This is a genomic window from Isoptericola sp. NPDC056134, assembly GCF_042264825.1.
In the GTDB taxonomy this organism is placed as follows: Bacteria; Actinomycetota; Actinomycetes; order Actinomycetales; family Cellulomonadaceae; genus Isoptericola; species Isoptericola nanjingensis.
This window is the reverse complement of record NZ_JBHJVM010000006.1, coordinates 84,576-107,271: the sequence shown is the minus strand read 5'-3', so window position 1 is coordinate 107,271 and position 22,696 is coordinate 84,576. Positions and strand designations below refer to the sequence as shown.

The 22,696-nt window shown below is 73.4% G+C and carries 24 protein-coding genes and 4 tRNA genes; 17 read left to right on the top strand and 11 right to left on the bottom strand.

The annotated features are described in order from the left end of the window. Positions 1-166 precede the first annotated feature (166 nt). From mshD to ACFCZN_RS08180, 3 genes are read left to right on the top strand one after another with little or no spacing between them, the layout of a single operon-like run. Positions 167-1,162, top strand: coding sequence for a mycothiol synthase (gene mshD, locus ACFCZN_RS08190; RefSeq protein WP_430556436.1), 996 nt, complete (start codon positions 167-169; stop codon positions 1,160-1,162). Between the two features lie 49 nt (positions 1,163-1,211). After that, positions 1,212-3,587, top strand: coding sequence for an RNA degradosome polyphosphate kinase (locus tag ACFCZN_RS08185; RefSeq protein WP_429765963.1), 2,376 nt, complete (start codon positions 1,212-1,214; stop codon positions 3,585-3,587). 58 nt (positions 3,588-3,645) lie between these two features. Then, complete coding sequence (locus ACFCZN_RS08180; protein ID WP_430556507.1) at positions 3,646-4,641, top strand: NUDIX domain-containing protein; 996 nt, start codon at positions 3,646-3,648, stop codon at positions 4,639-4,641. A 16-nt stretch (positions 4,642-4,657) separates the two neighbouring features. Here the strand turns inward: ACFCZN_RS08180 and ACFCZN_RS08175 are convergent, their stop codons facing one another. The 3 genes from ACFCZN_RS08175 to ACFCZN_RS08165 form a co-directional block, all read right to left on the bottom strand. Then, positions 4,658-5,662, bottom strand: coding sequence for an inorganic phosphate transporter (locus ACFCZN_RS08175; RefSeq protein WP_429765965.1), 1,005 nt, complete (start codon positions 5,660-5,662; stop codon positions 4,658-4,660). 2 nt (positions 5,663-5,664) lie between these two features. Next, positions 5,665-6,285, bottom strand: coding sequence for a DUF47 domain-containing protein (locus ACFCZN_RS08170; protein ID WP_429765967.1), 621 nt, complete (start codon positions 6,283-6,285; stop codon positions 5,665-5,667). 282 nt (positions 6,286-6,567) lie between these two features. After that, positions 6,568-7,167 carry a hypothetical protein gene (locus tag ACFCZN_RS08165; protein WP_429766289.1) on the bottom strand — a complete coding sequence of 200 codons (600 nt, stop codon included), beginning with the start codon at positions 7,165-7,167 and terminating at the stop codon, positions 6,568-6,570. 185 nt (positions 7,168-7,352) lie between these two features. Between ACFCZN_RS08165 and ACFCZN_RS08160 the strand changes: the two genes are divergently transcribed. The 4 genes from ACFCZN_RS08160 (at position 7,353) to ACFCZN_RS08145 (ending at position 11,710) form a co-directional block, all read left to right on the top strand. Further along, on the top strand, positions 7,353-8,792 hold the full coding sequence (locus tag ACFCZN_RS08160) for a sugar porter family MFS transporter (RefSeq protein ID WP_429765969.1): 1,440 nt from the start codon (positions 7,353-7,355) through the stop codon (positions 8,790-8,792). A gap of 221 nt (positions 8,793-9,013) precedes the next feature. Then, a complete protein-coding gene (locus ACFCZN_RS08155) occupies positions 9,014-9,490 on the top strand; it encodes a MarR family winged helix-turn-helix transcriptional regulator (protein WP_429765971.1) in 477 nt (158 codons plus the stop codon). Beyond that, positions 9,487-11,112, top strand: a complete 1,626-nt coding sequence (locus ACFCZN_RS08150; RefSeq protein ID WP_429765973.1) for an MDR family MFS transporter — start codon at positions 9,487-9,489, stop codon at positions 11,110-11,112. Before ACFCZN_RS08155 ends, ACFCZN_RS08150 begins: the two co-directional genes overlap by 4 nt. Before the next feature lie 112 nt (positions 11,113-11,224). Further along, on the top strand, positions 11,225-11,710 hold the full coding sequence (locus tag ACFCZN_RS08145) for a MarR family winged helix-turn-helix transcriptional regulator (protein ID WP_429765975.1): 486 nt from the start codon (positions 11,225-11,227) through the stop codon (positions 11,708-11,710). A gap of 82 nt (positions 11,711-11,792) precedes the next feature. On the opposite strand, the gene ACFCZN_RS08140 is transcribed toward ACFCZN_RS08145, so the two are convergent. The 3 genes from ACFCZN_RS08140 to ACFCZN_RS08130 form a co-directional block, all read right to left on the bottom strand. Beyond that, positions 11,793-12,569 (bottom strand): tyrosine-protein phosphatase, encoded by a 777-nt coding sequence (locus ACFCZN_RS08140; protein WP_430556435.1) that lies wholly within the window; start codon positions 12,567-12,569, stop codon positions 11,793-11,795. Between the two features lie 61 nt (positions 12,570-12,630). Next, positions 12,631-13,035 (bottom strand): peptide-methionine (R)-S-oxide reductase MsrB, encoded by a 405-nt coding sequence (msrB, locus tag ACFCZN_RS08135; RefSeq protein ID WP_429765979.1) that lies wholly within the window; start codon positions 13,033-13,035, stop codon positions 12,631-12,633. A gap of 60 nt (positions 13,036-13,095) precedes the next feature. After that, complete coding sequence (locus ACFCZN_RS08130; RefSeq protein WP_430556434.1) at positions 13,096-14,577, bottom strand: DEAD/DEAH box helicase; 1,482 nt, start codon at positions 14,575-14,577, stop codon at positions 13,096-13,098. A gap of 171 nt (positions 14,578-14,748) precedes the next feature. Here ACFCZN_RS08130 and ACFCZN_RS08125 point away from each other — a divergent pair, with 171 nt between their 5' ends. After that, on the top strand, positions 14,749-15,495 hold the full coding sequence (locus ACFCZN_RS08125; RefSeq protein ID WP_429765982.1) for a M50 family metallopeptidase: 747 nt from the start codon (positions 14,749-14,751) through the stop codon (positions 15,493-15,495). A gap of 21 nt (positions 15,496-15,516) precedes the next feature. Here the strand turns inward: ACFCZN_RS08125 and ACFCZN_RS08120 are convergent, their stop codons facing one another. Together ACFCZN_RS08120 and ACFCZN_RS08115 are read right to left on the bottom strand one after the other, a co-directional pair. Beyond that, positions 15,517-16,332, bottom strand: coding sequence for a DUF1206 domain-containing protein (locus ACFCZN_RS08120; protein WP_430556433.1), 816 nt, complete (start codon positions 16,330-16,332; stop codon positions 15,517-15,519). Between the two features lie 194 nt (positions 16,333-16,526). Beyond that, entirely contained in the window at positions 16,527-16,811 is a 285-nt protein-coding gene (locus tag ACFCZN_RS08115) for an iron-sulfur cluster biosynthesis family protein (protein WP_429765986.1), read from the bottom strand. 271 nt (positions 16,812-17,082) lie between these two features. On the opposite strand from ACFCZN_RS08115, the gene ACFCZN_RS08110 reads away from it, so the two are divergent. Both ACFCZN_RS08110 and ACFCZN_RS08105 read left to right on the top strand, forming a co-directional pair. Beyond that, positions 17,083-17,155: transfer RNA gene (locus tag ACFCZN_RS08110), tRNA-Lys, on the top strand. A 46-nt stretch (positions 17,156-17,201) separates the two neighbouring features. Further along, positions 17,202-17,966: a glycerophosphodiester phosphodiesterase gene (locus tag ACFCZN_RS08105; RefSeq protein WP_430556432.1), complete on the top strand. Its 765-nt coding sequence runs from the start codon at positions 17,202-17,204 to the stop codon at positions 17,964-17,966. A 17-nt stretch (positions 17,967-17,983) separates the two neighbouring features. Here the strand turns inward: ACFCZN_RS08105 and ACFCZN_RS08100 are convergent, their stop codons facing one another. Further along, positions 17,984-18,559: an antibiotic biosynthesis monooxygenase gene (locus tag ACFCZN_RS08100; RefSeq protein WP_429765990.1), complete on the bottom strand. Its 576-nt coding sequence runs from the start codon at positions 18,557-18,559 to the stop codon at positions 17,984-17,986. Positions 18,560-18,828: 269 nt separating this feature from the next. Here ACFCZN_RS08100 and ACFCZN_RS08095 point away from each other — a divergent pair, with 269 nt between their 5' ends. Next, complete coding sequence (locus tag ACFCZN_RS08095; RefSeq protein ID WP_430556431.1) at positions 18,829-20,052, top strand: D-alanyl-D-alanine carboxypeptidase family protein; 1,224 nt, start codon at positions 18,829-18,831, stop codon at positions 20,050-20,052. An 84-nt stretch (positions 20,053-20,136) separates the two neighbouring features. Here ACFCZN_RS08095 and ACFCZN_RS08090 read toward each other — a convergent pair whose 3' ends face one another. Next, on the bottom strand, positions 20,137-20,499 hold the full coding sequence (locus ACFCZN_RS08090; protein WP_429765994.1) for a metallopeptidase family protein: 363 nt from the start codon (positions 20,497-20,499) through the stop codon (positions 20,137-20,139). 58 nt (positions 20,500-20,557) lie between these two features. Here ACFCZN_RS08090 and ACFCZN_RS08085 point away from each other — a divergent pair. The 5 genes from ACFCZN_RS08085 to ACFCZN_RS08065 all read left to right on the top strand — a co-directional run bounded on the left by ACFCZN_RS08085 (position 20,558) and on the right by ACFCZN_RS08065 (position 21,833). Next, a tRNA-Glu gene (locus ACFCZN_RS08085) sits at positions 20,558-20,630 on the top strand. Positions 20,631-20,778: 148 nt separating this feature from the next. Beyond that, positions 20,779-20,852, top strand: a tRNA-Asp gene (locus ACFCZN_RS08080). Between the two features lie 50 nt (positions 20,853-20,902). Next, positions 20,903-20,978, top strand: a tRNA-Phe gene (locus tag ACFCZN_RS08075). A gap of 124 nt (positions 20,979-21,102) precedes the next feature. Further along, positions 21,103-21,519 carry a phage holin family protein gene (locus ACFCZN_RS08070; RefSeq protein WP_429765996.1) on the top strand — a complete coding sequence of 139 codons (417 nt, stop codon included), beginning with the start codon at positions 21,103-21,105 and terminating at the stop codon, positions 21,517-21,519. Continuing rightward, on the top strand, positions 21,516-21,833 hold the full coding sequence (locus tag ACFCZN_RS08065; RefSeq protein WP_429765998.1) for a DUF3618 domain-containing protein: 318 nt from the start codon (positions 21,516-21,518) through the stop codon (positions 21,831-21,833). The genes ACFCZN_RS08070 and ACFCZN_RS08065 overlap by 4 nt, the downstream gene beginning before the upstream one ends. Before the next feature lie 43 nt (positions 21,834-21,876). On the opposite strand, the gene ACFCZN_RS08060 is transcribed toward ACFCZN_RS08065, so the two are convergent. Beyond that, positions 21,877-22,083 carry a BldC family transcriptional regulator gene (locus tag ACFCZN_RS08060; RefSeq protein ID WP_079575713.1) on the bottom strand — a complete coding sequence of 69 codons (207 nt, stop codon included), beginning with the start codon at positions 22,081-22,083 and terminating at the stop codon, positions 21,877-21,879. A gap of 398 nt (positions 22,084-22,481) precedes the next feature. Here ACFCZN_RS08060 and ACFCZN_RS08055 point away from each other — a divergent pair, with 398 nt between their 5' ends. Continuing rightward, entirely contained in the window at positions 22,482-22,682 is a 201-nt protein-coding gene (locus ACFCZN_RS08055) for a DUF3073 domain-containing protein (protein WP_429765999.1), read from the top strand. The last annotated feature ends 14 nt before the right edge of the window (positions 22,683-22,696 follow it).

The following is a 22,696-nucleotide window of genomic DNA, read 5'->3' as shown; positions in this document are numbered from 1 at the left end:
TCCCCACCCGCCCACTCCCCCCGGTGCGACGGCGCGCCCGGCGGCGCGGAAGTCATCACCCCGCCGAGGTAGTGCGGATCTCCGCCAGGTAGTACGGATTCTCGTGACGTGGGGGGTCGGTCCACCACCTCACGAAGATCCGCGCCACCTCGGCGACAATGGGGTCGTGCCCACCTCGCCCGTCCAGCCCACCCTGTCCTTCGACGCGCTCGACGCGACCGCGCAGGACGCCGTGCGCGCCCTCGCCGCGGCGGCGTCCGCCCACGACGGCGTTGCCCCGCTGTCGGAGCAGCCGCTGCTGCGGCTGGGCACGGACGCCGACTGGCTCACGCACGTCGTCGCGCGCGACGACGAGGGCGCCGTCGTCGGCTACCTCCAGGTGGACCGCGGCGGCGACGACGCGAGCGCCGAGCTCGTGGTGCACCCTGACCACCGGCGCCGGGGCGTCGGGGGCGTCCTGCTGCGCACCGCCGAGCGCGACGCGCGGCTGCCGATGTTCTCGGGCGCCCCGGGCCAGCGCGGCAAGCCGCTGCGGGTGTGGGCGCACGGCGACCTGTCCGCGGCGCGGGCGTTCGCCGCGGCGCACGGCTACGAGGCCGCGCGCGAGCTGCTCGTGCTCGCGCGCTCCCTCGGGCCCGACGACGCGGCGCGCGACGTGCCGGACCTGCCCGGCCTCTCCCTGCGGACGTTCCGCCCCGACGCCGACGACGAGGCGTGGGTGCGGCTCAACGCGCGCGCGTTCGCGGACCACCCGGAGCAGGGCCGCCTCACGGTCGACGACCTGCACGACCGGCGGCGCGAGCCCTGGTTCGACGCCGACGGCTTCTTCCTCGTCGTGCCCGGCGACGACGCCGCCGGCCCGGGCAGCGAGCCGCTCGGCTTCCTGTGGACCAAGGTCGAGAACGACCAGCCGGACAATTCCCGGGACGGAGAGAGCCGCTCCGGAGAGATCTATGCGGTCGGCGTCTCCCCCGACGCGCAGGGCCGAGGTCTGGGCCGCGCGCTCACCGCCGTCGGGCTGCGCCACCTGGCGCGCGTGGGCTGCGACCGTGCGGTGCTCTACGTGGACGGGGACAACGCGCCGGCGCTGGCCACGTACGCGAGCGCCGGCTTCGCGCGCGCCGCCGTGGACGTCCAGTACGCGCGACCCACGGGTGCGTAGCGACGGGGCGGCGGACTTCGTCACCCGCCGTTCACCTATCGGTGCCACGATGGGGGGCATGACAGCGTCGCGCCCCCGAACGTCCCGGTCCCGCGACGGACGCGGCCCCTCCGCCGCGCCGGACACCGCCGTCGTGGCCGCCGAGGTCACGGACAGCCGCCCGCGCTCCACGGCCGTCGCGCCGTCCCGCCCCCTGGACCCGCAGCTCGCGGCCCACATCGCCGAGCACATCGCCGAGGAGCCGGAGTCCGACGGCGTCGCCGCCGCGGTCGAGCTCGAGCCGCTGCCCGACGACCGGTTCGCGGAGCGGGAGCTGAGCTGGCTCGCGTTCAACGAGCGGGTGCTGGAGCTGGCCGAGGACCCGTCGCTGCCGCTGCTGGAGCGCACCCGGTTCCTCGCGATCTTCGCGTCCAACCTGGACGAGTTCTTCATGGTGCGGGTGGCGGGCCTGAAACGGCGCATCGCCACGGGCATCGCCGTCACCGCGGCGTCGGGCTTGAGCCCGCGGCAGGTGCTGGAGACGATCGGCGAGGGCGCGCACCGCCTCATGACGAGGCACGCGGAGGTGTTCCGCTCCGACGTGCAGCCGGCGCTCGACGCCGAGGGCATCACGATCGTGCACTGGGATCAGCTCGAGGTCCGCGAGCAGGAGCGTCTGCACAAGTTCTTCCGCAAGCAGATCTTCCCCGTGCTCACGCCGCTCGCGGTGGACCCGGCGCACCCGTTCCCGTACATCTCAGGGCTGTCGCTCAACCTGGCGGTCGTCGTCGCGAACCCGCTCACGGGCAAGGAGCACTTCGCCCGCGTCAAGGTGCCGCCGCTGCTGCCGCGGTTCATCGCCGTCGACGACCGCGGCCGCCCGTCGGCCCCCACGCCCACGCAGGGTGGCGGCACGCAGACGTCGTTCGTGCCGCTGGAGGAGGTCATCGCCCAGCACCTCGACCACCTCTTCCCGGGCATGGAGGTGCGCGAGAGCCACACGTTCCGCGTCACGCGCAACGAGGACGTGGAGGTCGAGGAGGACGACGCCGAGAACCTCCTGCAGGCGATGGAGAAGGAGCTGCTGCGCCGCCGGTTCGGCCCGCCCGTGCGGCTCGAGCTGGCGCACGGCATCTCGCCGCGCATCCGCGAGCTGCTGGTGCGCGAGCTCGACGTGGCCGAGGAGGAGGTGTACGAGCTGCCCGCGCCGCTCGACCTCACCGGTCTCAACGTCATCGCCGACATCGAGCGCGCGTCGCTGCACTACCCGCCCTTCGTCCCGACGACGCACCGCCAGCTCGCCGAGGTGGAGTCCGCCACGGCGCGCGACGTCTTCGCCGCGATCCGCGAGCGGGACATCCTGCTCCACCACCCCTACGACTCGTTCTCGACGTCGGTGCAGACGTTCCTCGAGCAGGCGGCCGCCGACCCGGCGGTCCTCGCGATCAAGCAGACGCTGTACCGCACGTCGGGCGACTCCCCGATCGTGGACGCCCTGATCGACGCCGCCGAGGCGGGCAAGCAGGTGCTCGCGCTCGTCGAGATCAAGGCGCGGTTCGACGAGCAGGCCAACATCTCCTGGGCGCGCAAGCTCGAGGAGGCGGGCGTGCACGTCGTGTACGGGATCGTCGGCCTCAAGACGCACGCCAAGCTGTCCCTCGTGGTGCGCCAGGAGGCGGACGGGCTGCGCCGGTACTGCCACGTCGGCACCGGCAACTACCACCCGAAGACGGCCCGCATGTACACCGACCACGGGCTGCTCACGTGCGACCGCGACGTCGGCCAGGACCTCACGCGCCTGTTCAACCAGCTCTCGGGGTACGCCCCGCAGTCGCGCTTCCACCGGCTGCTGGTCGCGCCGCGCGCCGTGCGCGCGGGCCTCGTCGAGCGCATCGAGCGGGAGGCCGCCGCCGCCCGTGCCGGGCACGACGCCTGGGTGCGCATCAAGGTGAACAGCGCCGTCGACGAGGCCACGATCGACGCCCTGTACCGCGCCTCGCAGGCCGGGGTGAAGGTCGACCTGGTGGTCCGCGGCATCTGCGCGCTGCGACCGGGAGTGCCGGGCCTGAGCGAGAACGTGCGCGTGCGCTCCATCCTCGGCCGGTTCCTGGAGCACTCCCGGATCTACGCCTTCGCCAACGCGGCCGGCCCGGCCATCGGCGAGGGGCCGGAGTCCGGCCCGGAGGTGTACATCGGCTCGGCCGACCTCATGCACCGCAACCTCGACCGGCGCGTCGAGGCGCTGGTCCGGATCGCCGACGAGGGCCAGGTCGCGGAGCTCCTCGACCTCATGGACGCGTCCATGTCGGACGAGACCTCCACGTGGCACCTGCAGCCGGACGACACCTGGGTGCGGCACGCCGTCGGGCGGGACGGCGTGCCCCTCGTGGACCTGCAGGCGCAGCTCGTCGACCGCCACCGCCGTCGGCCCGAGCGGGCTCGATGAGGGCGCGGTGAGGGCGGCACGGGTGCGCCGGGCGGCGGGCACCACGGCGTCGCCGCTCGTGGACAGGCTGGGGGCGACGTCGGTGGAGCACGCCCCGGTGATCGAGTCGGCGGGCGCGCTCGTGTGGCGCGAGCGGGACGGGCGGCTGCAGGTGCAGCTCGTGCACCGGCCGCGCTACGACGACTGGTCCTGGCCGAAGGGCAAGCTCGAGCCGGGCGAGTCGCTGAACACGGCCGCCGCGCGCGAGGTGGCGGAGGAGACGGGCAAGCCCGTGGTGCTGGGTGTCCCCCTGCCGGGGCTGCAGTACCTGACGCCCGAGGGCCGCGTGAAGCGGGTGCACTACTGGGCGGCACGCCGTGCCTCGCGGTCCGACGACGCCGCGGCGCTGGCCGCACGGTCCCCCGTGCAGCCGCCGTCGACGGACGAGGTCGACAAGAAGGCGTGGCTCGACGTCGACGACGCCGCCGCGCGCCTGACGCGCCGCGCCGACCGCGGGCCGCTCGAGGCCCTCGTGGAGGCGCACGGCCAGAGCCGGCTCGCCACGCACGCCGTCGTCATCGTCCGGCACGGCAAGGCCGTCACCCGGGCGGCCTGGCACGGCGCCGAGCACGACCGGCCGCTGACGCCGGTGGGGCACGCCCAGGGCGCGGCGCTCGTCCCGGTCCTCGCGGCCTACGGCGTGACGTCCGTGGTGTCGAGCCGTTGGGAGCGCTGCGCGGCGACGATCGAGCCGTACGTGCAGGCGGCGCGCGCCCGACCGGAGCTCAGCGACCAGCTGGGCGAGGCCGAGCACGAGCGGTCGCCGTCCCGCGTCGCCGCGACGGTGCTGGACCTGCTCGAGTCGGGTCGGTCGTCGGTGCTGTGCACGCACCGCCCCGTGCTGCCGACCGTGCTGGACGTGCTGGGCCAGCACTCCCGCCGCGCCGTCGCGAACGTCCTGCCCTCGCGCGACCCGTTCCTCGAGCCGGGCGACCTGCTCGTCGCCCACGTCGCGACCACCGGCAAGGGCCCGCGCGTCGTCGCCGTGGAGAAGGTCACGCCCCCGGTCTACTGACCGCCGCGGCTGGTGGTCAGGTCAGCCAGGGGTGCAGGATCCAGGTCGTGATCGCGGCGACGAGGGCGGCGGCGGGGATGGTGAGCACCCAGGCCACGCCGATGTTCTTGGCCACGCCCCAGCGGACGGCGGACAGCCTGCGCGTCGCACCGACGCCCATGATCGCCGAGGTGATCGTGTGCGTCGTGGAGACGGGCGCGTGCAGGATGAACGCGTTGGCGTAGAGCACCAGGGCCGACACGGACTCGGCGACGAAGCCGCGGGCCGGGTCGAGCTCGATGATGCGGCGGCCCAGCGTGCGCATGATGCGCCAGCCGCCGGAGTAGGTGCCGAGCGAGATCGCGCTCGCGGCGGCCAGCTTGACCCACAACGGGATGCTGCCGTCGGCGGCCGCCCACCCCACGGTCACGAGCGCCATGTAGATGACGCCCATGGTCTTCTGCGCGTCCTGCAGGCCGTGGCCGAGGGCCATCGCGGCCGCCGACGCGGTCTGCGCGAGCCGGAACCGGCGCGTCACCCGCGACGGGGCCGCGTTCCGGAAGATCCACAGCACCGCGACCATCACCAGGTAGGCGCCGACGAAGCCGATGAGCGGGGAGAACACCATCGGCAGCACGACCTTGTCGATGATCGACTGCCCGTAGATCGGGAGCCCGGCCGCCAGGCCTGCCCCGACCAGCCCGCCGATCAGCGAGTGCGTGGACGATGACGGCAGCCCGAACCACCAGGTGATGAGGTTCCAGGCGATGGCGCCGATGAGGGCGCACAGCACCACGACGAGCGCGGTGTGGTTCGAGGCGTCCTGCAGGTCGACGATCGACGTCGCGATGGTCTCGGCGACCTCCGTGCCCAGCAGCGCGCCGACGAAGTTCATCACGGCGGCCATCAGCAGCGCGACCCGCGGCGTCAGCGCACGGGTCGAGACGGAGGTGGCGATGGCGTTGGCCGCGTCGTGGAAGCCGTTGGTGTAGTCGAAGCCGAGCGCGATCGCGACGACGAGGACGACGAGAGCCGCCTCCACCGTCAGGACTCCTTGAGGGCGATGGTCTCGACCATGTTCGCGACCCGCTCGAAGGCGTCGGCGCCCTCCTCGAGCATGTCGACGATCTCCTTGAGCTTGATGAGCAGGATCGGGTCGGTGGTGTCGTCGAAGAGCTGCGCGATGAGCTCGCGGTGCAGCTTGTCGCCCTGGTTCTCGAGGCGGTTGATCTCGACCCAGTAGTCGGACAGCTGGTCCATGGAGCGCAGGCGCGGCATGGCCTCGGCGGTGAGCTCGGCGCAGCGCTGCAGCACCTGCACCTGCTCCGACACGCGCAGGGGCAGCTCGTCGACCTTGTACAGGACGATGAGGTCCCCGGCCTCCTCCATGGCGTCCATGCAGTCGTCGAGCGCGGACGCGAGGCCGTAGATGTCGTCCCGGTCGAACGGGGTGACGAACGTCTGGTTCAGGCGCCGCATGATCGAGTGGGCGGCGTCGTCGGCCACGTGCTCGGCCTCGTTGAGCCTGCGGACGATCCCTTCCCGCTCCTGCCGGGACGCCCCGAGCAGCTCCGCCAGGAGCGAGGCCCCCGTGACGTTGTGCTGCGCGAGCGTCGCCAGCATGTCGAAATACGTCGTGTCGCGCGGTGTCAGGCGCAGGCGCACGTGTGGCTCCCGGATCGAGGACGCTGAGACTCTCACAGACTAGAGGTGGCCATCCTGGCGCGACCAGTTGAACGCGCGCTGAACGATCCGCCTCGCGGCTGCGGGAAAACTCGGGTGAGGTGCGACGCCGGACCGGGAGCGCCTCTCGGCGCGTGGCCGCTCGTAGCGGCTGAAGATGGAGCCCGGGGCTACCGCGGCCCGACGTCGCCCGAACATCGTAAGCCCGGGTGTCGGCGTGCTCCGAACACGCAGGTCAGCGCCGCCGTTCGGGCTCGGAGCGACTCAGTCGAGGGTGCCCGCCCGCCAGCCCGTGGCCGCGCGCTCCAGCTCCTCGGCGGTGCGCACGAGGTCGGCGGCCCCGCGGGTCATCCGCGTGGCCCCGTCGGGGTCCGCGACCTCGCGGGCGTCGGCGTCGAACGCCGCACCGGTCGCGAGGATGCGGCAGAACGACGCGGCCCGCTCCAGCGCCACGGCCAGGTCGCCGGCGTAGACGCCGGACAGGACGTCGTCCGCGAGCGTCCGCAGGTCCTCGGGGGCGGGCGGGCGGGGCACGCCGGCCACCGCCTCGTGCACCGGGGCGGCGTCGACGCCGAGCCGGTAGCGCAGCCCCACGGTGCGGGGGTCGCGGCGCACCCACTCGCGCAGCACGTACAGCCGCCACAACGCGCCGGGCAGCGAGGCGGGCGCGGCGTCGGACCACAGGGCGGCGACGACGTCGAGCCCCTCCCGCTCGACGAGGCGCACCAGGCGGTCCACGACCTCCGGGTCCTCCGCGGCCCGCGCCCGGTGCACGACGGCGCGCGCGGTGGTGTGCGCGACCTCGTCGCGCAGCGCGGGGTCGAGGGAGCCGGGGATCTGCTCCGCGGTCTGCGGGTCGAGCATCGCCGGTCGGCGGTGCCTGCGTGGTTCCGGCTCGTTGCTCACAGGTACAGTCTCCCGCGGTCCGCGCCCTGCAGGCACGTCCGGCGACGCCCACCCGGCGCCCGAGGTCTCCCGCGCCTGCCGCTCCCCGAGCCGACACACGATCGCGGACCTAGCATCGAAGCAACCACGGACTTAGGAGACACATGTCCACCTCCACACCTGGTCAGGCGGGTGCGCAGAGCGCCCACCGGAAGGCCACGGCCCTCGCCTTCGCGGCGGCGGTCGGCGGGTTCCTCTTCGGTTTCGACTCGTCGGTGATCAACGGCGCGGTCGACGCGATCGAGGGCCAGTTCGACCTCAACTCCACCGTGACGGGGCTCGTCGTGGCGATCGCCCTCCTCGGCTGCGCCCTGGGCGCGTGGTCGGGCGGCAAGCTCGCCGACCGCTGGGGCCGCACCCACGTGATGGTGCTCGGCGCGGTGCTGTTCTTCGTCTCGTCGATCCTGTCGGCGATCGCGTGGAGCGCCTGGGACCTGGCGGTCTGGCGGTTCATGGCGGGCGTCGGCATCGGCATCGCGTCCGTGATCGCCCCCGCGTACATCGCGGAGATCGCCCCGGCCGCGATGCGCGGGCGCCTCGGCTCGCTGCAGCAGCTCGCGATCACCGTCGGTATCTTCGCGGCCCTGCTGTCCGACCAGATCCTCGCGACGGCGGCCGGCAGCGCCGCGAACGAGCTGTGGTTCGGCTGGGAGGCGTGGCGCTGGATGTTCCTCGTCGCCGTGGTCCCGGCGGCCGTGTACGGCATCCTCGCGCTACGGATGCCCGAGTCCCCGCGCTATCTCGTGACGAAGGGACGCGACGACGAGGCGCGGTCCGTCCTGGCGTCCGTGCTCGGCCCCGACGAGCACCCGGACGACCGGATCGGCGAGATCCGCCGCTCGATCGCCGTCGACGAGAAGAACGCCGAGCTGGGCAGCCTCAAGGGCGACCGGTTCGGGCTCAAGCCCATCGTCTGGGTCGGCATCGTGATGGCGATCTTCCAGCAGTTCGTCGGGATCAACGTGATCTTCTACTACTCGACGACGCTGTGGCAGGCGGTCGGTTTCGACGAGTCCCAGGCGTTCCTCGTCTCGACGATCACGGCGGTCACCAACGTGGCCGTGACGTTCATCGCCATCGCCCTCATCGACAAGGTGGGGCGGCGCCCGCTGCTGCTCATCGGCTCGGCCGGCATGGCGGTCTCGCTGGGCCTGATGGCGGTGTGCTTCACGCAGGCCACGGGTTCGGGCGACTCGATCAGCCTCCCGGATCCGTGGAGCATCATCGCGCTGGTCAGCGCGAACGCCTTCGTGGTCTTCTTCGGCGCCACGTGGGGCCCGCTGATGTGGGTGCTGCTGGGCGAGATGTTCCCCAACCGGATCCGCGCCGCCGCCCTCGGTGTCGGCGCCGCGGCCAACTGGATCGCGAACTTTGTCATCACGCTGACGTTCCCGCCGATGCTCGACACGTTCGGCCCGGCGATCCCCTACCTCATGTACGCCGTCTTCGCGGTGCTGTCGTTCTTCTTCGTGCTCGGCAAGATCCCGGAGACGAAGGGCGTCGAGCTCGAGGACATGGCGGGCGAGGCGTACAAGCGCGCCTGACGCACGCCCGAGTCGCGCCGACACGACGACGGCCCGTGACGCTCCGCCCGGGGCGTCACGGGCCGTCGTCGTCCGCCGGGTGAGGTCCTCACCAGGACACTTGCTTGCTGCAAGCACCAGGCGTATGTTTGCACCCTGCAACAACTCGGCCCGCGCCCCGGGCCGCACCGCTCCGGCCGTCCGGCCCCGAGCACCCACCCTCTTTCAGCAAAGGCCCTGCCATGCCCGTTGACCGCACCGCGGCCCGTGAGCTCGTCGAGACGCTCGAGGAGCTGTCCCGCGCCCAGCGCGAGGCCGCCATGCGCGTGGCGCGCGACCTGGACCTCCCCCGGGCCGGCCTCGGGGCCCTGCACCTGCTCACGCGGTGCGGGCGCGTCCAGATCACCGACGTCGCCGCGAAGCTCCGCGTCGACGTCTCCGTCGCGAGCCGCCAGATCAGCGCCCTCGTCGACGCCGGTCTCGTCGAGCGCACGGTGGACGACGACGACCGGCGCGCCCGCTACCTCGCCCTGACGGACGCCGGCCGCGAGTTCGCGGAGGCCTCCTTCGAACGCATCGACGACCTCGTCTCCGAGTCCTTCTCCGACTGGTCGGAGAACGACCTCGCCGACGCCATCTCCCGGATCCGCAGCGTCGCGGCCGCACTCACCACGACCCACGACCGCGCCACGGCGCAGGAGGAGATCCCCGCCCGATGAGTCAGTCCCCCAGCCCGGCGCCCACCGCGCCGGACCTCTCCGCCGCTCCGGCCCCGGCGATGACCCGCCGCGAGGTGCTCGAGGCCCTCTCGGGCATCCTCCTCGGCGTCTTCGTCTCGCTGCTGGCCACCACCATCGTCTCGACGTCGCTGCCCAAGATCGTCAGCGAGCTCGGCGGCTCCCAGCACTCCTACACCTGGGTCGTCACCGCGATGCTGCTGACGATGACGATCTCGACCCCGCTGTGGGGCAAGCTCGCCGACCTGACCAACCGCAAGGTGCTCATGCAGGTCGCCCTCGCGATCACGGTGGTCTCCGCCGCCGCGGCCGGCCTGTCGCAGAACATCGAGATGCTCATCGGCTTCCGCGCCCTGCAGGGCATCGGCGCCGGCGGCCTCACCGCCCTCGCGACGGTCCTGATGGCCGACATCATCAGCCCGCGCGAGCGCGGCAAGTACATGGGCCTCATGGGCGGCGTCATGGCCGTCGCGCAGATCGGCGGCCCGCTGCTCGGCGGCGTGCTCACCGACTCGATCGGCTGGCGCTGGACGTTCTTCGTCGGCGTCCCCTTCGCCGTCGCCGCGTTCATCGTGCTGCAGAAGACGCTGCACCTGCCCGCGCTGGCCAAGCGGGAGGTGAAGATCGACTACGCCGGCGCCGGCCTCATCGCCGTCGCCGTCGCGCTGCTGCTCCTGTGGGTCACCTTCGCCGGCGACCAGTTCGAGTGGCTGTCGTGGCAGACCGGCGCGATGGTCGGCGGCGCCCTGCTGGCGCTCGTCGTCGTCGGCTTCGTCGAGAAGAACGCCGCCGAGCCGATCATCCCGCTGCACCTGTTCAAGAACCGCACGTTCGTGCTCGCCGTGGTCGCCTCGGCGTCCGTCGGCGTCGCCATGTTCGGCACCGCGGTCTTCCTCAGCCAGTACTTCCAGCTCGCCCGCGGCAAGACGCCGACCGAGTCCGGCCTGCTCACCATCCCGATGGTGATCGGCACGATGCTCGCGGGCATCGTGCTCGGCCGGATCATCTCGAACACCGGCCGGTACAAGGCGATCATGGTGGGCGGCGCCGTCCTCCTCACCGGTTCGCTGTTCGGCCTGTCGACCATCGAGGTGGACACGAGCTTCGTGCTCATCTCCGTCTTCCTGTTCGGCCTCGGCCTGTCGGTGGGCGCCCTGATGCAGAACCTCGTGCTCGCCACGCAGAACACCCTCGACGTGCACGAGATGGGTGCCGGTACCTCCGGCGTCGCGTTCTTCCGCTCGCTGGGCGGCGCGATCGGCGTCTCGGCGCTCGGCGCCGTGATGGCCGCGCAGATCAAGACGGACCTCTCCACCGGCCTGGCGAAGCTCGGCATCGCCTCGGACGCGATGGGTGCCGGCTCGGGCGCGGTCCCGGACCTGGCCGCCCTTCCCGCCCCCGTGCAGACGGTGGTCGAGGGTGCCTACGCCGACGGCATCACGACGATCTTCCTGTACGCCGTGCCGATGGCCGTCGTCTCGCTGATCGCGGTGCTCTTCATGAAGGAGATCCCGCTGGGCCAGCGCTCCGGCATCGAGCAGGTGCTCGACGAGGAGAAGTCGGCCGAGCAGGACGTCGCCGCTCCGGTCGCCGAACGGGCCTGACACCGGCCCAGCACCCGGACGGGGTCGATTTCACCCGCTGAGACGCCGTCCGGGTGCAAGTTCGCCTGCTACGCCACTCCCGTTTGCCTCGGCGAAGCCTCATGATGGGCGCATGCACGACGTCGCCGCCCAGCCCCTGCCCGACCCGGCCACCGACCCGTTCGGTGCCCTCGAACGCGAGATCCGGGTCCTGATCCGTCGCGCCCAGTCGTCGGCGGCCCAGACCGCCCGGCGGGTGCACCCCGAGCTCGAGGCGTCGGCCTACCCGATCCTCGCGCACATCGACTCCCATCCCGGGATCCGCGGCTCCGACCTCGCCGCACACTTCGGCGTCGGCCGTGCCACCGTGTCCCGACAGCTCAGCCGCCTGGTGGAGCTCGGCCTCGTGCACCGCGAGGTGGACCCGGAGGACACCCGCGGCCAGCGGATCACCCTGACCGCCGACGGCGCCCAGCGCTTCGCCCGGGCCCGCGACCGCCGCATCGAGATGTACAAGGACGCGTTCGGCGACTGGGACGAGGCGGACGTCGCGCAGCTCGCGACGCTGCTGCACCGCTACTCGGAGGACTTCGTCCGCTGGCGCGACACGCGCTCCTGAGACGTCGTGGGCCTGGGCCCGCGTCGCCGGTCGAGCCTGTCGGGACCCGTCCCGGCAGGCTCGACGCGTGTCCGGGGCCGGGTCAGCCCTCGAGGAGACGGGACCGCAGGGCGTCCAGCGTCTCGGTGCCGCCGCCGTGCGCACGGAACCATCCCGGTGCGCCGCCGTCGTGCTCGGCGAACCGGTCCAGCACGGTCTCGATCGCCCAGCCCGGAGCGGTGACGAGCTCGGGCGGCAGCTTCGCCAGCACGTGCGCGTCAGGGACGGCGAGGTTCGCCGTGACGGCGGCGCGGGCCAGCACCTCTCGCATGTGGGGACCGGTCCGCTCGTAGTCGGCGACGATCGCGGCACGGTCCACGCCCAGCAGGGCCAGCACCAGCGCGACGGTCACCCCCGTGCGGTCCTTGCCGGCGGTGCAGTGCACGAGCACCGGCGCGTCGTCGACCGCGATCAGCCGCACCGCCTCCACGAGGTGCCCGGCGCCCACGCCGTCGAGCATCTGCAGGTACAGCTCCCCGAGGCCGGGCACCGGCGCCGGCGCGGTGGCGCCCTGCATCGCCGTGCCGTCCAGCAGGGGCAGCGGGACGACGTGCGCGACGCCCGTCAGCGGGTGCGGCTCGCCGTTCTCCCCCGGGTCGCGCAGGTCGAGCACCGTGCGAGGCGGCCACACCACGTCGGCCGGGGCGACGTCGCCCGACCGGGGCGCGTCGGAACGCAGCAACGCCCCGGGCACCAGGCCCGGGGCGGCCGTCGCGACGTCGCGCACGTTGACGAGATGGTCGGGCACGGACGTCGGCGCGGCGGTCCAGGCCGTGGCGGCGTCGGCCACAGAGGGCGCAGAGGGCGCGGAGTCGGTCACCCGACCGACCCTAGCCGCGCCCTGCCCGAAGCGCTGCGGGCAGGGCGCGACGACCGGGCGGTCAGCCCTCGGCGGGCTCGAACGTCAGGCTGAGCGAGTTCATGCAGAACCGGTCGCCCGTGGGCGTCTGCGGCGCGTCGTCGAAGACGTGCCCCAGGTGCGAGCCGCACCGGGCGCAGCGCACCTCGGTGCGGACCATGCCGTGCGACCGGTCCTCGAGCAGCTCGACGGCGTCGCCGGCGAGCGGCGTGTAGAACGACGGCCAGCCGCAGTGCGAGTCGAACTTGGTCTCGCTCCGGAACAGCTCGTTGCCGCACGCGCGACAGCGGTACACGCCGACGCGCTTCTCGTCGAGCAGCTCGCCGGTCCAGGGCCGCTCGGTGCCCGCCTGCCGCAGCACGGCGAACTCCTGCGGGTTCAGCTCGACCTTCCACTGCTGGTCGGACTTGGTGACTTCGTACGTCATCTGACACCTCCGTCGTGCTCAACCCGGACCGGCGTGCGACTGTTCCTGCCCTGCGGCGGCTCAGGCCGCGGGTGCCGAGCCGCCCTGCCCGCGGCCGCGGCCGCCACGACGCCGACGACGGCGGGCGGGTGCGGACCCGTCGGCCCGGACCGCCTGCGGGGCGTGGCCGCCGGACGACGCCGGCTGCGCCTGCGAGCGCTGGCCCTGCTGGCCGCGCTGCCCCTGCCCGCGCTGTGCCTCGCCGCGCGGCGCCTGGCCGTGCGACGTGCGGCCGCGCTGGCCGCCGCCCTGCTGCGGGCCGCCGCCCTTGCGGCGCTGCGGCTGCGGGGGCGCCGCCGGCGCGGGCGCCACGTACGGCGCGACCTCGCCGACCAGCGCGGCGACGGTCGCGTCGCCCGGGGCCACGGGCTGCGGGCGGGCGTCGATCTTCGCCTTGCGCGTGAGGTCGCGGACGTCGCCGCGCTGCTCGGGCAGCATCACGGTGACGACGTCACCGCCGGACCCGGCGCGTGCCGTACGGCCCGAGCGGTGCAGGTACGCCTTGTGCTCGGCGGGCGGGTCGACGTGCACGACGAGCTCGACGTCGTCGACGTGGATGCCGCGCGCGGCGATGTCGGTGGCGACGAGCACCTTGACGTCCCCGGAGGAGAACGCCGCGAGGTTGCGCTCGCGCGCGCCCTGGCCGAGGTTGCCGTGCAGGTCGACCGCGGGCACGCCCGCGCCCGTGAGCTGCTTGGCGAGCTTCTTCGCCTGGTGCTTGGTGCGCGTGAACAGCACGCGGCGGCCGGTGCCGGAGGCGAGCGCGTGCACCACGTGCTTCTTCGAGTCGGCGTCCGCCACGGCGAGGATGTGGTGCGTCATCTGCGGCGGAGGGGCGGCGGCCTCGTCCACGGAGTGCGTCACCGGGTTCTTGAGGTAGCGCTTCACGAGCACGTCGACGCCGTTGTCCAGCGTCGCCGAGAAGAGCAGGCGCTGGCCCACGGTGGGCGTGCGGTCCATGATCCGCTTCACGCCGGGCAGGAATCCGAGGTCGGCCATGTGGTCGGCCTCGTCGAGCACCGTGATCTCGACGTCGTCCAGGGTGAGGTGCTTCTGGCCGAGCAGGTCCTCGAGGCGGCCGGGGCACGCGATGAGCACGTCGACGCCGGCGTTCAGGGCGTTGACCTGGCGGGACTGCGCGACGCCGCCGAAGACGGTGGTCGTCACGAGGCCGAGGGCCTTCGCGAGCGGCTCCATCGTGGCGTTGATCTGGTTGGCGAGCTCGCGGGTCGGGCAGAGCACGAGCGCCCGCGGGCGGCCGGGACGACGGCGCGGGCGGCCGGCGGCCGCGGCCTTCGCCGCCGACGTCGCGAGCCGCGTCACGACGGGCAGCGAGAACGCCAGGGTCTTGCCGGAGCCGGTGCGGCCGCGGCCGAGCACGTCGGTGCCGGCCATCGTGTCCGGCAGCGACGCCGTCTGGATCGGGAAGGGGGTGGTGATGCCCTGGTCCGTCAGCTGACGGACGACAGGGGCGGGCAGGCCGAAGTCGGCAAAGGTAGTCAAGGAAAAGGGCCTCTCGGGCAGGGACGTCTCGGACGTCGAGGTCGGGGTCCGCCGCACGCAATCCGGGGGGATCTCCACGACGCGGGGCGCGCAACGCGCAGCCACCTGCCCCCATTCTCTCACGACCGGCGCCCGGGTCGACCGACCGGCCTCTCAGGGGCCCGTGGTGGAATGGCCGCCGTGGACGACTTCCTCACCACCGTCGGCGACGTGCTGACCCAGATCTGGACGGCCGCCACCACCCCCGTGCCGCCGCCGGCGCAGCCGGTGGTGCTGGCCGCGGGCCTCGCCGCGCTCGCCGTCGTGCTGGTGACCCCCGTGTGGCGGGTGGCACGGCACGTCGTGACGATCGCGCACGAGGGCGCGCACGCCGTCGCCGCCATGCTCACCGGGCGACGCCTGGACGCCATCCGGCTGCACTCCGACACCTCCGGGCTCACGGTGTCCGCCGGGCGCCCACGCGGCTTCGGGATGATCGTCACGGCGTTCGCCGGGTACGTCGGCCCCGGCCTCACGGGGCTCGGCGCCGCCTGGCTGCTGCGGCACGGCTACGCCGTCGGGCTGCTGTGGCTGCTGGTGCTGCTGCTCGCGCTCCTGCTGCTGAAGATCCGCAACTGGTTCGGCCTCTGGTCGATCCTCGTCTCCGGCGCCGCCCTCGTCGCCGTCTCGTGGTGGCTCGAGCCCGCCGCACAGGCGACCGTCGCCTACGCGGTGACGTGGTTCCTGCTGATCGGGTCCGTGCGGCCCGTGCTCGAGCTCCAGGCCCAGCGCTCCCGGGGGCGCGCGCGACGGTCGGACGCCGACCAGCTCGCGGCGCTGACCCGCACGACGGGCATCCTTTGGGTCGTGGTCTTCCTGCTGGTCACCGTCGGCTGCCTGCTGCTCGGCGCGACGTGGATCGTGGAGCCCGCGACCTGACGACGGCTCCCCGCCGGCGCGTCAGAGCCGCGCGTACCGGGCCCGCGCGAACGAGTACACGCCGTAGGCCGCGATGCCCAGGCCCGTCGCCACGAGCAGCACCACCCCGAACGGCTGCTCCCGGATCGTGCGCAGGGCGTCGTCCAGACCGCCCGCCTTCTCGGGGTCGGCCGTGACGGCGGCCGCCACGAAGAGGCCCCCGAGGACGCCGAGCGCGATCCCCTTGGCCACGTAGCCGACCTGGCCGAGCCGCACGACCGCCTGCCCGACGGCGCCGCCCCCGGTCGCGCGCAGGTCGTCGCGGAACGACTTCTGCCACCCCTTGACGACGTGGAAGACGCCCACCCCGACGATCACGAGGCCGACCACCGCGACGAGCCACCGGCCCGCGGGGGCGCGCATGAGGTCGGCGGTGAGCCCCTCCTCGGAGCCGCCGCCGGACGACCCGGTCGCGACCCGCACCGCGGTGCCGGCGAGCACCCCGTACAGGACGGCCTTCGCCGCGGCCTTGGCCCGGGCACCGACCTGCTTCGCCTTGTCCGTCCCGGGCACGCCCGCCACCGCCTCGGTGAGCTGCCACACGGCGAGGCCGGCGAAGCCCACCGCCGTCAGCCACAGGAGCAGCGCGCCGCCCGGGGCGTCGGCCAGCTCACGCAGGGCGCCCTGCTGGTCGGCGTTCCCCCCTGAGGACCCGAAGGCCAGGCGGACGGCCAACCAGCCGAGGAGCAGGTGCAGCACGCCGGACGCGACGTAGCCGGCACGCGCGAGCGCCTGCAGTGCGGTGCTGTCGTTCGCGCTGCGCGAGGAGCGTCGGGCGGCGCGGGCGGGGTCGGACACAGGTCACCTCCGTCGGTGCCGCGCGGGTCGCGGCACCACACGATGGCGCAACCGGGCCTTGGACGCCACCCGCGCCGCGCCCGCTCCCGGCACGACGACGGCCGGGCACGGAGCGATCTCCGTACCCGGCCGTCGGAGGACCGGTCAGGCGGGGGCGGTGCGCCCTCAGGAGGCGCCGCGTCCCCGCCCGGACGTCACGCCTGCGGCGTGAGCACGAACCCGGGACCCTGCGCGGCAGGGTCGGTGTCGAGGGTCAGGGTGTCGAGGGCGGGCGCGGCCTGCGCCTCGACGAACACGTGCGTGGCTCCCTCCTCGTCGACGACCTGGTCGTCGGGCTGGGGCGCCGGGACGAGCGCGAGCTCGAAGTTGCCGGGCTGGCCGGCGGACTGCGCGATCCGCAGCCCGCCCTCGTCGGGCACCCCCGCCTGCTGGGCGAGGTCCTGGACGGCGGTACGGGCGTTGTCGGTCACGGTGAGCATGGACGCTCCTCTCGTCGGTCCTTGCGAACCCGTCCACCGAAACAGGACCTGGGGCCCGACGCAACGATGAGACGCGATCGGGACGAGATCTCCCGGTGGGTGAGACCCCGCGTGACAGCCGTGCCGGCGCGTCGATAGGTTGCCCTCCGTGACCGGATCGTGACCTTGCGGGCGGCGTCACGGGCGTTGCCGGGACCCGGTGCGCACGGGCCGCCCGCAGCCCCGCGTACGCTGTCCGCAGCCGGCGACCGACCTCCGGGCGGACGGCGGCGGGCCTCTAGCTCAACTGGCAGAGCAGCGGACTTTTAATCCGCGGGTTGTGGGTTCGATCCCCACGGGGCCCACTCCTGCACGACACCGTCGCAGGCCGTCGCCGCCCGAAGGAGCCCCGTGCCCGTCCGCGTCCAGGCCCCCGCCGTCGTCGCCCACCGCGGCGCGTCCGCCGACGCCCCGCAGAACACGCTGGCCGCGATCGACCTCGCCGGGGAGGTGGGCGCCGCGATGGTCGAGATCGACGTCCACCTCAGCGCCGACGGCGTCCCGGTGGTCATCCACGACGGGACGGTCGACGCCACGACGGACGGTACGGGCGAGGTGCGGAGCCGCACCCGGGACGAGCTGCAGGGCCTCGACGCCGGCTCGTGGTTCGGCCCGGAGTTCGCCGGGCAGCGCATCCCTACGCTGGCGGAGGTGCTGGACGTCGTCGCACGGCACCCGGGCCTCGGCGTCCTGTGCGAGTACAAGGGCCGCTGGAGCGCCGACGACGTCGCGGTCACGATGCGCGTGCTCGACGACCCGGGAATGGACGGCCGGCTCATCGTGCAGGGCTTCGACCCGGAGACGGTCGCGGCCCTGCGCGACGTCGCGCCGCAGGTGCCGCGCTCCCTGCTGGTGGAGCACCCCCGCGAGGGCCTGCCCGCCCTTCTCGCCGCGCTCCACGCGGCCGCCGTCAGCCCCGGGGTCGCGCTGATCGCCGACGACCCGGACCTCGTCCCGACGGCGCACGCCGCGGGGCTGCGGGTCTTCGGCTGGACGGCGAACGACGAGCCCGCGTGGCGCACGCTCGTCGACGCGGGCGTGGACGGCATCATCACCGACCGTCCGGCGGCCCTGCGCGACTGGCTCGGGTCGACGGCGTCCCCCGCCCAGGGCTGACCGGGCCGGGCGCCCGCTCAGCGCCGCGGCGCGTGCAGCCAGCCCGAGAGGCGCCCCGTCACCCAGGGAAGCACCCAGAACGACATGATCGGCGTGAGCACCAGCGTCGAGACGAGCACCCGCAGCAGCACGTGCAGCTCCGCGAAGGGCGGCACGAGCCACCCCACCAGCACGGTGAAGGCGAGGTTCACGGGGAAGAAGCCGAGCCAGATGGCCACGGACTGCTTCCACCGCGGCGGCGCGGCCAGCAGCGGCGGCCCGGTGGGCTCGTCCTGCCGCACCGGCGGGTCGAACCAGCCCTCGATGCCGGTGCGCCTCTCCACCCGCCGCTCCTCCACGAGCCCCTCCCCGGCGGCGAGCCAGCGCCGGCGCTCGGGCGACTCCTCCCATGCCTCGAGGCGGGCGGCGTCGGCGAAGCGGTAGAGCATGATCCAGTCCGCGGCGCCCTCGGAGGCGCGGATCCAGCCCGAGCCGAGGAAGCCGTCCCAGCGGTTCGCGAGCCGGACGCCGGACTGCACCCAGGCGGTGACCTCCGGGACGCGGTCGGGGCTGACGGCGCGGTGGACCGCGACGGTCACGGGTGCGGAAGTCATCCGAGCATCCTGGGCCGCGTCCCGGTGTCGCGCCCCTCGCCCACGGCCCGGCGGGACGACGCGTCCCACGATCCGGGCGCCCGAGGATCGCCGGGATGTCCCGGCCTTCACATCTCGTCCCTACGCCCCGCACGGGATTCGTGTCGTCTGGTCGCCTCGTTGGCCCGGAGCACCCGTCGAAACGGTTGAAGATGGAATGAGCTTCCGACCGGTGCGAGCTCCCGAGAGGTTCGAGCTCCCCGCCTTCCCTACCCCGAGGACTTCCCCACGTGACCGAGCACGCCCCTGCGCCGCTGCCCCGGCGCCGCGACATCCACCACCCGTCCCGGCAGCGCCGCGCCGACGTCCACGCCGCCCGTCCCACGACGCCGCGCCTCGGGCGCCGCACCGTGCGCGCCGGCGTCCCCGTCGCGCTGACCGTGATGGCGCTGACGACCGGGGTGGTCCTCACCGGCAACTCCACCGCGTCCGGGGAGACGCGGACCGCCGCGTCGACCGACGCGGGCTCGTCGTCCGTGGGCACCATCGAGACCGGCACGTTCGGCACCGTCTCCCCGACCGCCTCGGCCACGACGGCGATCGTGCGGCCCGCGCTGTCCGGCGCCGCGGGCGCGACGTCGGGCGCCGTCGGCTCGGGCACCGCGAGCACGGGCACGGCGAAGGCCGACACCGAGCAGGCGTCGTCGAAGGGCGCCGCGAAGAGCGCCGCCCCGTCGGGCGACGAGGCGCTCACCGCCGCCCAGGAGGCCCTGGCCCGCGCCGACCAGGTGACGACCGAGACGATCGGGATCCCCGCCAAGCAGCGCAAGGCCGTCGCGAAGAGCGCGGCGCACCTGCGCGACGTCGTGACCGACCGCGCCGGAGGAGAGGCGGCGTCGCGCGCCGGCGAGCGCACCGCGCTCGACGTCCGCGGGCAGGACGCGGCCGACGTCGCCGACGCGACCGAGGACCTCACCACCCTGATCGAGAAGACCGACACCACGGCGATCAGCATCACGCCCGCACCCGCGACGCCGGCCGAGATCCTCCACGCGCAGGCCGCGGCGGCCCGCAAGGCCGCCCCCTCCCTCAAGAAGTTCGCGGACGACACCGAGGGGTACGGGAACGGTCGCCTCGCGTCCGCCGACCTCGAGGGCCTGTCCTTCGCGTCGGGCGAGTCCCTGCGTCGCGACGCGGCCGAGCAGCTCGAGCGCCTCGACGCCGCCTACCAGGCGCGCTTCGGCGAGCACCTGCAGATCCGTGACTCCTACCGCTCCTACGAGTCGCAGGTGTCCGTCAAGGCGAGCCGCGGCTACCTCGCCGCCGTGCCCGGCTACTCCGACCACGGCTGGGGCATCGCCGTCGACATCAACGGCGGCGTCGAGGAGCGCTCGAGCGCCCAGCACCAGTGGCTGGTCGCGAACGCCGCGAAGTTCGGGTGGCGCAACCCCGCCTGGGCGCAGGCGGACGGCCGCAAGCCGGAGGCGTGGCACTGGGAGTACCGCCCGTCCTGAGGCTCTACGCCCCGCAGCACGACCCCGACGGACCCGTGACGCCCCGTGCGTCACGGGTCCGTCGTCGTCGGTCCGGAGCGCGGCTCAGGCCCAGCCGAGCTCGTGCAGCCGCTCGTCGTCGATCCCGAAGTGGTGGGCGATCTCGTGCACCACGGTGATGGCGACCTCCTCGACGACGTCGTCACGCGTGTCGCAGATGGCCAGGGTCGGGTTGCGGTACACGGTGATCCGGTCGGGCAGCGAGCCCGCGGCCCAGAACTGCCCGCGCTCGGTGAGCGGCACGCCCTCGTACAGCCCCAGGAGCTCGGGGTCGTCGGCGGGGGCGTCGTCCTCGACGAGGACGACGACATTGTCCATCATCGCCGCCAGGTCGGCCGGGACCTGGTCGAGGCCGTCCCGGACGGCCTCCTCGAACTCCTCGCGCGTCATCTCCACCACGGGTCCCATCCTCGCCCACGGACGGGCGAGGGCCGTCCCTGCCGGCTGGGTATGCTTGCCGGGTCCAGCCCCCATCGTCTAGCGGCCTAGGACCCCGCCCTTTCACGGCGGTAGCACGGGTTCGAATCCCGTTGGGGGTACTCCGCGGGGACGCCGGCAGCGTCGGCAGCCCCGCGAAACGGCGCGTCCTTGCTGGTCAGGATCCGATTTCAAGATCCCGGCGAGCATGGGGTACGCTTCTTCTCGGCTCGAAACGAGCTTCCTCGGTGGGAGTCCACTCCCCACCTTGGCCCTGTAGCGCAGTTGGTTAGCGCGCCGCCCTGTCACGGCGGAGGTCGCGGGTTCAAGTCCCGTCAGGGTCGCGCATGATGCGCCCGGTTCGTCGGAAACGGCGCCCGGGCGTTCGTGTCCAGGCTCTGTAGCTCAGTTGGTAGAGCGTTCGACTGAAAATCGAAAGGTCACCGGATCGACGCCGGTCGGAGCCACCATCGAGACCCCCACGCCCCGGGCGTGGGGGTCTCGTCGTCTTTCCGCCAGGAATTGCCTGGACCAGCAGGGACGGGTTGAGTGGGACCGCACGGACGATCACCTCACGCAGGATCGGAGCAGCCGATGACGGACTGGGACGACGGGCGCACCCCGCCCGCCGAGCAGCCACCCTCCATGGGGCGGCTCGTGGAGCAGCTGTCGGAACAGACGACGCGGCTCGTGCGCGCAGAGGTCGCGCTCGCCAAGGCCGAGCTGACGGAGAAGGCGAAGCGTTCCGGCATCGGGATCGGGCTCATCGCCGCAGCCCTCGTCGTCGTGCTCTACGCGGTGGGCGTCCTTATCTGGGCCGGGATCACGGGCCTCGCAACGGTCTGGCCGCTGTGGCTCTCCGCGCTCGTCGTCGGGGTCGCCATGCTGCTCGTCGCCGGCCTCGCCGTCGCGATCGCGGTGCGCCAGCTCAAGAAGGCGGCCCGGCGGCCCGAGACGATCGACCGGGTCAAGGAGGACGTGGAGACGATCAAGAAGGGGGTGCGCCGGTGACCGAGCCCACGACGCCAGAGAACAGGACCCCGGCCCCCACGGCCCGCGAGCTCGAGGACGAGGTGGCCCGCACCCGCGCGGAGCTCGCCGCGACGCTCGACCAGCTCGCGACGCGCCTCTCGCCGAAGTACCAGGCGAACCAGCTCGCCCGGGCGACCAAGCAGGCCGCCGGCGACGCCGGCACGTTCGTCACGGGAGGCGGGCTCCCCGCCACCGACCCCCGCCGCAAGCGCAACGCGCAGGTGCTCCTCGGCGCCGCGGCGGCGGGGCTGGCGCTGGTCGTGATGGTCGTCGTGCGAGCGCGGCGCCACTGAGCGACCCCGCGCTCGACGGCGCCGCGGCGCCCCCTGGGGCGCCCTACTTGTCCGGCGTCGCCTCCTCGGAGGCGGCGCCGAGCAGCGCGCGCACCTCCGACTCCTTGTAGCGGCGGTGACCACCGAGCGTGCGGATCGACGAGAGCTTCCCCGCCTTCGCCCAGCGGGTCACGGTCTTCGGGTCGACGCGGAACAGGCTGGCCACCTCGGCAGGCGTCAGCAGAACCTCGGAGTCTCCGTGGAGCGACATCCCCTGCACCTCCTGGTACGGACCGGCCCGGGCGGCGCCCGGTGTGCGGACACGGTCTCGCTCATCCATTGTGTGCAGAAAGCGGGATTGAGGCGACTTGGGAGCCGGATGAAATCGTCCGGATCGTCCTGGCATGGACCGAGTCGTACGCGTGCGTCCGTTCTGCCGGGGCGTCAGGCGCCTCCGGACCGCTCCGCGCACCGATCGGTCTCGTGACCTGAGACACCATCGGACGAGGATCACCCGCTCCCACGTCCGTCGACGCATACGGCACGTGTCGCGGAGTGGAGGGAATGGCGCGCGAGCATGTACCGTTGGGGTCTGAACAGACTACTTACGCACGGGGCCGCCGTCACGGACGGCGCAAGCCCCGCTCCTACGTTGAGGGGGTCTCAGCCATGGGCCGCGGCCGTCAGAAGGCAAAGCAGACTAAGGTCGCTCGCGAGCTGAAGTACTACAGCCCCGAGACGAACTACCACGCGCTCGAGCAGGAGCTCAAGGGCAGCGAGGGCGGTCGCACGGATGTCGCCACGGAGGATCGTTTCTCCGACGACGACGAGTACGACAACCGATACAACTCCTGGGGCGACGAGCGCTGAGTCCCCAGCGTCGG